Annotated in this window: 4 protein-coding genes; all 4 read right to left on the bottom strand. The window is 67.1% G+C overall.

The features are described from left to right. Positions 1 to 1,247, bottom strand: a 1,247-nt coding sequence (locus JSV65_17175) for a phosphoenolpyruvate carboxykinase (GTP) (GenBank protein ID UCH34241.1), incomplete at its 3' end; no start/stop codon positions are given. A 274-nt stretch (positions 1,248 to 1,521) separates the two neighbouring features. Beyond that, positions 1,522 to 4,329 carry a hypothetical protein gene (locus JSV65_17170; protein UCH34240.1) on the bottom strand — a complete coding sequence of 936 codons (2,808 nt, stop codon included), beginning with the start codon at positions 4,327 to 4,329 and terminating at the stop codon, positions 1,522 to 1,524. A gap of 28 nt (positions 4,330 to 4,357) precedes the next feature. Then, positions 4,358 to 5,461 carry a hypothetical protein gene (locus JSV65_17165; protein ID UCH34239.1) on the bottom strand — a complete coding sequence of 368 codons (1,104 nt, stop codon included), beginning with the start codon at positions 5,459 to 5,461 and terminating at the stop codon, positions 4,358 to 4,360. Positions 5,462 to 5,554: 93 nt separating this feature from the next. Beyond that, on the bottom strand, positions 5,555 to 7,858 hold the full coding sequence (locus JSV65_17160; protein UCH34238.1) for a sulfatase: 2,304 nt from the start codon (positions 7,856 to 7,858) through the stop codon (positions 5,555 to 5,557). Positions 7,859 to 8,305 lie beyond the last annotated feature (447 nt).

Here is an 8,305-nt window from a genome sequence, read left to right as displayed (position 1 = left end):
TCATATACCAGCGGCGCCAGATGCGCGCGGCGCCCGCCGAACACAACCGCCGAGATCGGGACGCCGTGATGGTGCTCGGTTCTGAACGAATGGGAAGGGCACTGCGTCAGCGGCGTGGTGAACCGGCTGTTCGGGTGCGCCGCGAGGACCGGCTGGCCGTTTTCATCCATCTGGCCGGGTCGCCACGGTCGGCCCTGCCAATCGAGCGCCTCCGCGGGCAGCTCGCCGTCCATGCCTTCCCACCATACCGTGCCGTCGGGCAGCAGCGCCACGTTCGTGTAGATCGTATTGCGGTTGATGGTCTTCATCATGTTGGGGTTGGTCTTGCTGCTCGTGCCGGGCGCGACGCCAAAGAAGCCCGTTTCGGGGTTGATGGCCCACAAGCGCCCGTCAGTGTCGATGCGCATCCAGGCGATGTCGTCGCCGACGGTCCAGACGCGGTAGCCCTTCGCCCTCAATCCCTCGGGCGGAATCAACATGGCGAGGTTCGTCTTGCCGCAGGCGCTGGGGAACGCCGCCGCGATGTACTCGATGCGCCCTTCCGGGTCCTCGACGCCCATAATGAGCATGTGCTCCGCCAGCCATCCTTCGCGCTTCCCGAGGCAGCTCGCGATGCGCAGCGACAGGCACTTCTTTCCGAGCAGCACGTTTCCGCCGTACCCCGAGCCGACACTCCAGATCGCGTTGTCCTCGGGGAAGTGCAGGATGAGGCGCCGCTCGATGTCGAGCTCAGCTTTGCTGTGAAGGCACTTGGTGAACTCGCCGCCGGTTCCGAGTTGTCTCAGCACGGGCGCGCCCACATGGGTCATGATGCGCATGTTCAGGACGACGTAGATGCTGTCCGTCAACTCGACGCCGATCTTGCTGAAGGGCGAGCCGACCGGCCCCATTGAGAACGGGATGACGTACATCGTGCGGCCCTTCATGGCGCCGCGCAGGATCTCGCTCCCGCGGCGATAGCCGTCCTCCGGCGGCATCCAGTTGTTGGTCGGGCCGGCATCCGCGCGCAGCGTGGTGCAGATGTACGTCAGGTCCTCGGTGCGCGCGACGTCGTTGACCGCAGTGCGGTGATACAGGCAGCCCGGCAGCTTCTCCTGGTTGAGGGGCAAAACCTCGCCCGTGGCAATCGCTTCTTGGGTCAGGCGCAGATTCTCTTCGTCCGACCCGTCAATCCAGACCACCGACTCGGGCTGGCAGAGACGCGCTGCCTCTTCGACCCATTCCTGAAGTCCCTGATGTTGATTCATTGGCGCCCATCCTATATGGTCCGGGAATTCATCCCCCGTTCGTTGCGGCAGGCCCCCAGGCCTGACCGGCGCGGCGGAGTGGCACGGGATCACGCTTGGCTTGACGAAGGAGGTTCGCGTGTGCGGACTATGCCCAGGACACCTGCGATGTCAGCGGTACGCGAAGACCGCTTGCCCGCTCCCGACCACCTGCTTGCGTTTCTGCTTGAGGGAGCGGCTTCCTCCTGCCGCGTTGTGTACTACATCACCAATCGCGCCGACGCCGCGGGCCGCCTCAAGCGACTTCGCCGGCGGCGACGAGGCGTACGAGCGCTTGATCGGACAGCCCGGCCGCGGGACGCAACGCGTCGCTCGCGGCATGCCGCACCATCGCAGCGAGCAGGTACCGCGCCTCCGGGAGCTTCTGATCGAGATCGAGAGCGCATAGGATGACCCCGCCGTCACCGACAGCGGCCTCGACCAGGTACGCCAGCGGCAGCCCCACGAAGTACGTGCTGAGTGCGCGGATGACCGGCTCCGATTTGCCCAGCCCGAGGCATTCCAGGTCCACCGGCGGGGCGGAACGGATGAGCCGGAAGAACTGGAGATCGGCAAAGCCGTCGTGGGGCAGGCCGCCGAGCACGGGATGGTCGCGGATGATCGTCCCGCTGTGACCGTCCTCCAGCGGCGGGTAGTTGGCGGGCGGCAGGAAGAAGTACGCCGCATCTTGCCCAAGCTTTCCCGGGAACGGCCGCAGCACATGCTCCGGCGCAGCCAGGATCACACGCCCGCCGCCGCGGCAGTGGTCAACCAGACGCACGTCGAGTCGCTCGGCGAGGACGACGCGCGGAAGCGGCCCCTCCCCTGTCCGTCGCGCCGGGATCCTGGGGATTGATCGCACGCTTTTGAGCCACGAGTGCCGCGGGCTGCCATAGACGGCAGCCGAGGTGCCGGACAGCGCGCCCTCCGCTTTCGGGAACAGCCAGAAACTCCATTCGTTGTGAAACACGCGCCTCCCGTCGCGCAGCGCAGCGCGCAGCGTGAGCGCGACCGGTTCCGCGACCGCGGGAAGCTCGACGCGGATGGTCGCGGCGCGGCAGGTGCAGAAGGGCCGATGACGGTAACGCGCAAGGCCGGACGCGAATTGCTTCTTCCCCGCGAGGATGCGCCACTCCAGTTTCGGTGATGCGAGCGGCGGATGCGAGAAGTCCGACACCGACAAGCCGCAGCGCAGCACCTCCCGCGCCGCCAGCACGCGGTCGTCGAAGCCGCGATCCATCATGATCACCGTGTCGCCGTTGGTGCGCCGCCACGTCTCGCCTGACACGAGCTTGCGCTCGTAGAACTCGTCGAGCACTCCCTGCGGGGAGTAGCCGATGTCCATCGCGTTGAAGTGGCAGATGCCGGCGAGGCGCGGATGGTCGCGGCGGCAGGCCTCCATCTTTCCCCGCGCCTCGACGTATTGCAGGCGGTGGCTCACCTCAGCCATCTCGGGGAGCAGGTGGTGAATCCCGTGGAGTCGCGCGGCCTCTTCCGCTGTCTCGATCGCGTACGGGCGGACCGCACCGCGGTACTTGCGCTTCGTCCTCACATCCGGGTAGCTGCTCCACCATCGGAACTCGTGCTGGATGACGGGAAGCGTCGTCTTGTCATCCACGTTGGCCTCGGCGTTGACGAAATCGCCGGGCAGCGACGGGTTGAAGCCGCCGTCGGTCCAGATGACGCAGGCCGAGGGCTTGATCGCTTTCGTATCGCGGGAGCACTGCCACGCGGTGTCCGGGAACGACGTGCCCTGGCCGAGTTCATTGCTCATGCAGTAGATCGCGGCGGAGGGGTGATTGACGTCGCGCATGACGGTGCGATTCCACTGCCACTTCAGCGCATCGCGGAACGCGGGCTTTGGCGTCGGCCACGCGTAGCCGTGCCACGGGTCCATCCCCGCCCAGGCGCCGAGCATGCCCATCTCGCTTTGCACCAGCAGCCCGACCTCGTCGGCAGCGTCGAAGTACTCCGGCGCCGGGACGTATGACTGACAGCGCACGTAGTTGTACCCGTACTCGCGCAGTGTTGCGAGCTTGCGCCGCCAGCGGTCGCGATCCGTGTCCGGACTACCGGTCTCGGGGTGGGCGAGGAAATCGCCGCTCCCGCGCATGTAGTACGGATCGCCGTTGATCAGGAAGTGCTTGCCCTCCGCAGCGAGCTTGACGAACCCGACGCGCTCGCTGCACGCGTCCTCCACCTCGCGCCCGTCGGATATAGCCGCATCCACGCGGTAGAGATGCGGCGCATCCGGGCTCCACAGCCGCGGTTCCGGCATGGGCAGAGAGAAACGATGCGGGCCGGGGCCGGTCAATCGCCGCGTGGTCTCGGCGACGGGCGCCCCGTCGAGCGGGCCCGCGGCGACGAAAAGGAAAAGTGCACGCCGGCCCGCGCCGCCAATCTCGACTCGGCACCTGAGCCGCTCGCCGTCCACGTCGGGATGGATCCACAAGCGCTCGATCCATGACCGCCCGGTAGCCGTAAGCTCCACGCTCCGGTATAGGCCGGACCAGTGCCCGGCCCAGTCGTAGGCGAAGCCCATCCACCGGTTCTGCTCGTGGACGCGGACGGCGAGGAAGTTGCGAGCGCCGGACCGCACGTGCTTCGTCACCGCGAACGCGAACGGCACGAACGGCCCGCTGTGGGCGCCGAGGCGCGTGCCGTTGAGCCATACCTCAGCCGCGGGGTGGACGCCGCCGAAGTTGAGCCAAATGCGCGAGCCTTTCCACTGCTCCGGGACGTCGAAAGTACTGCCGTACCATGCAGTGCCCTGATATGTCGCGAGAAACACTCGCGCAGGGAGCCGGAAATCCCAGGGCGTGTCGGCACCGTCGCCGCCGAAGCCCTGTCCCTGCCAGCAGCCGGGGACTTCGATGCGGTCCCTCAGCGCGCCCGGTCGTTTGAACCATCCCTGCGCGCGGCCGCGCTCATCGGGATCGAGCCGGAAAAGCCACGTGCCGTCGAGGCTCAACGCGCGCTCGCGGTCATGCCGCAGCACCGGGTTGACGCGGACGGGGGAACGCTCTCTACGATCCGGATTCCATGTGACCTGATGCACGTACATCGCAGGCACCTCGCAGGTGAGAAACAGTTCAGTCCCCCTCGAGCATCTGCCGCTTGAGGTCGAGGTAGAACAGCCAATTGTCATACGGAATGTCGGGCGGGGCCATGTGATCGAGCTGCGGGATGTACCCCCCCTCGGCGAGCAGCGACGGGAGCTTGGAGCGAAGCTCATCCTCGATGGCCCGCCGGTCCTTCGCCAATGCGCGCTTATCCACCCCGCCCCATAGCAAGAGGTCTCGCCCGTACTCGCGTCGCAGCCGCACGGGGTCCATGCCCGCGGCCGCCTCGATGGGATAGGTGCCATTGACCCCCGCCGCGAGGAGCAGCGGGATCAGGACGCTCGGGTTGCCGTCGCTGTCAACGAAGATGACGTCCGTGCCGCCGCCCCTCAGGATATCGTTGACGCGCCGGTAGCGAGGCAGCAGGAACCGCTCGAAGATGCCCGGCGACACGAGCGGGCCGGTCTTGAACGCGAAGTCCTCCCACCACATGAAGTAGTCCATCCGCACTTCAGCCACAGCCCGCGCCATCGCACGGATGGTGAAATCGGCGATGAAGTCGAGCATCTCCTCGGCGAGCGCGGGGTCGTCATAGAAGACCATGCACGCGTTCTCCGTCCCCATCCACCGGCGGAGCATCGAGTAGAAGCCGACCGAACCGATGCCGGGGCCCCACAGGGGGCACTCGCGCGTCTCGGCCCACGCGACGAGGGCGGCCCAATGCTGCGGGTAGCGCTCGGGCGCGCAGTGGTCGTAGCGCCGTTTCATCTTCTCGAAGTCGGCGCGGGAGCTCACCGGCCAGGAGAGGAACTGCGGCATTGACGAGCCGTCCTTCATGCCGCGCACGACGACGCCCTCGCTGTTGCGCGTGGTGACGGTGCGCTCGTCTTCACGGAGCGTCTCGCTCTCGAACGCCGGGATCATGCCCAGGTTGAGGCCGAGGCAGCGCTGCTCGTCGAGGCGAAAGAACTCGCACCCGTTGAAGGTCAGGGTGTCCTTGAGCCGCGCCTGCTCCGGCATGCCTTCCCCGAGCCAGCGCTCCTGCGCCGCGCCCCAGAAGCCGACCTCGATCATCGGCGCGCGGTCCACGCTCTCGTAATGCATCGTGCGCTGAAAGCGCTCTCTGCCGTTCACGTAGGCCCTGCCCTACTCCGCGCGGGCGCGAGGGAGCCGCGTATCACGGAGACGCGCGCGCGCGCAAGCTCCCGCGGTCACTTCGCGCGCACCTCATTCCGCATACCCGAGCGCGCGCAGTCGCTCGAGCGTGACGCCGTCCGGCTGCCGACGGCCTTCGCCGGCGTCTTTCCGCGTCGCAGGTCGCGGCGCGCCGCTGCGGTGGATGCGACTGAGTTGCGCGCGCATTTCCGCCGTGATCTCGGGATGCTGCGAAGCGACGTTCGTCGTTTCCCCCGGGTCGGCGGTGACGTCGTACAACGCGACTCCGTTCTCGGCGTGCGGGCCGACGATCAGCGTCCAGCCGGTCTTCCGGATGGCGTACGTAACGCCCTGCACCGCGTACACCGCGCGTTCCCCGGTCGGCGGAACGCCGAGCAGGCTCCTCCCCCTGAGGCCGTCGGGCGGCTCGAGTCCGGCGAGCTGCGACAGGGTCGGGTAGATGTCCACGAGCCCGACCGGTGTCATCACCCTCTTCGCCCGATCCCCGATCATCTCCGGCGGCAGCTTCAGGATGAGCGGCACGCGGACGGACTCCTGGTACAGCGTTCGCGCATGCTCCAATCCCCCGCGCTCCCAGAACTCCTCCCCGTGATCCGCGCAGACGACGATCACGGTGTCGTCGTAAAGCCCTGCTGCCCGCAGCCAATCAACCACGCGGCCGATGCTGTGGTCAGTGGACGCGATGGCTGCATCGTACAGCCCGACCAGATAGCGGCGGTCCGCGTCGCTATAGACGTGCCCGCGCGCCATTCTCCTGCGCATGCCCGTGGCATCGCCCTGCCGCACCAACGGGTCGGCGGGTTCGTAATCCCGGCCGACAAACGCCGACCGGTAGCTCTCCGGCGGCGCGTAGGGGGCGTGGGTGTCCATGTAGTGCACGTACGCGAAAAACGGCTGCCGCTTATGCGCCGCGAGCCATTGCAGCGCCTCGTCGGTAAGCTCCCCGGCGGAAGCTTGGCCGATGGCGAAATCGGCGAACCCCTGGTCCGCCGCATAGTCCCAGTTCACGAAGGCGTTCGCGCTGAATGCGGCGGTCGCGTAGCCCGCCTCCTCCAGGAGTTCAGCCAGCGTCACGTGCTCCTGTCCTATTCGAGTAAAGCCCGCCTCTTGCTCCACCGCTTCCAGTGGGTACAGCGATGTCAACAGCGACGGCACGGACAGATGGGTGCTCGGCGAGTGAGCGAAGGCGCGCTCGAACACCACGCCGTCTTTACCGAGGCGCTCCAGGTTGGGCGACGTGCGGCGTGCGTACCCGTAGAGGCTCAGATGGTCGGGTCGCATCGCATCAGACAGCAGGATGACGACGTTCGGCCGGTCGCGAGCGGCCGGCGCGGTTGACGTCACCGTCGGATTGCCCCACACCACCATCGCTTCGGTTTCCGGATCGGTGGAGCGCGCGTGGAACGCGAGTGTCGCCGTCTGCCCGCTCCACTTCGATATGCTTGCTTCACCTTCGACCCACCCCCACGACCCGCCGAGGGCTTTCGGCAGCAGGTCCACCGAGGCAATGGTCTCCGCCTCGTTGCCGTCCACCGCGAGCGAGACTTCGGCCCTAACGCGCCCGCGGTGCGACTGCCATGCCTGCTTGGTGAGCCCGCACGCGAAGCTCAGGACATCGCCCTCCCCCACCGTCACCCTGCGCGTGACCTCTCCGGGGATTCGGCACGGCATGACCCATTTACGGCGCTGCTCGATCGCATAGCCCAACCGATCCGGGCCGATGAGGAAAGACGGATTGTCATCTCGCAGCAAGCGAATCCAGTCTATCCAAGCGGTGTCGCCGCCGGAGGCAAGGGTGAAATCCAGTCGCGTGATGCGGCCCTTCCAGTGCGCGCTGTCGCCGACCGACACGGACACGACGCGCCACTCGCTGCTCGGAGCCATGATGCGGTAGAAGGGAGGCGACGGGCGGCCGCGGTCATCCAACCAGCGCGCGTGATACACCGAGGCACTGTGCTGGCGGACGCGGGCCTGGATCACGTTGAATTCATCCGCCGCGAGGTCGAGGCTGAGGCTGATGCAACTCGCCGGCGAGGCTTGCCGCTTGACTCGCAGCTGGCCGTCGGCCACGGCCGTCGTGCATGTCTCGAGTCCGGGCTGCCACCCCTCAGCGTCGCCGGGCCGCTCGAACTCGAAGGCCTGCACGACCACCGGTCGCCGGCGCGACGGCGGACTCAGCCCGGCGCCGACGGCGAGGTTGGCAGGCGCGCGCGCGACCGGGATCACCGCGTTGGTCGGCTGGGCGAGATCCTTCGCCGCCGGCTTGGGGGTAAGCCGCGGCAGAATCGCGATGACCGCGATGACCGCGAGCGCGGCCAGCGCGACGAGGATGATTGCCTTTCGCCATCCACTCACAGCACAGGGGCCTCGCTGCCGAGGTTCGTACATTGGGGGAGGACGCAAGGAACGGCAGCGTGCCTCCCGCACGGACCTCGTCCGGAAGAGTCTGCGGGCATTACCGGTGTTCCGGTAATACCCGAGACTCTCTAGGAGTATACAGCATGCGTCAATACTGCGCATCCCAGGGAGCCGCGGATTGGCGCGGATAGGGGCGGAGGGAGGGCGGGAAACCATTAAGGCACGAAGACACGAAGGGAACCGTATTCCTGCGGCAGGGATAGGTCAAAGCGTCTCAGGCACAGCATGCTATGCCCCTACGGGTATCTCGCAAGCGGGACGCTTGCGGCACCATAATCGCAGGCAGGACCCTTCGGCGTTGCTCAGAGCAAGGTGCCTCCGCGAGACCGAGATTCCACGCTTCGCGCTTCGCGCTCCGCTCTGAATGACAGATGCGGAGGCGGC

This window comes from Armatimonadota bacterium (genome assembly GCA_020354555.1).
Classification (GTDB): Bacteria; Armatimonadota; Hebobacteria.
The sequence above is the reverse complement of the archived record's forward strand: the minus strand, read 5'-3'. Positions and strand labels throughout refer to the sequence as shown.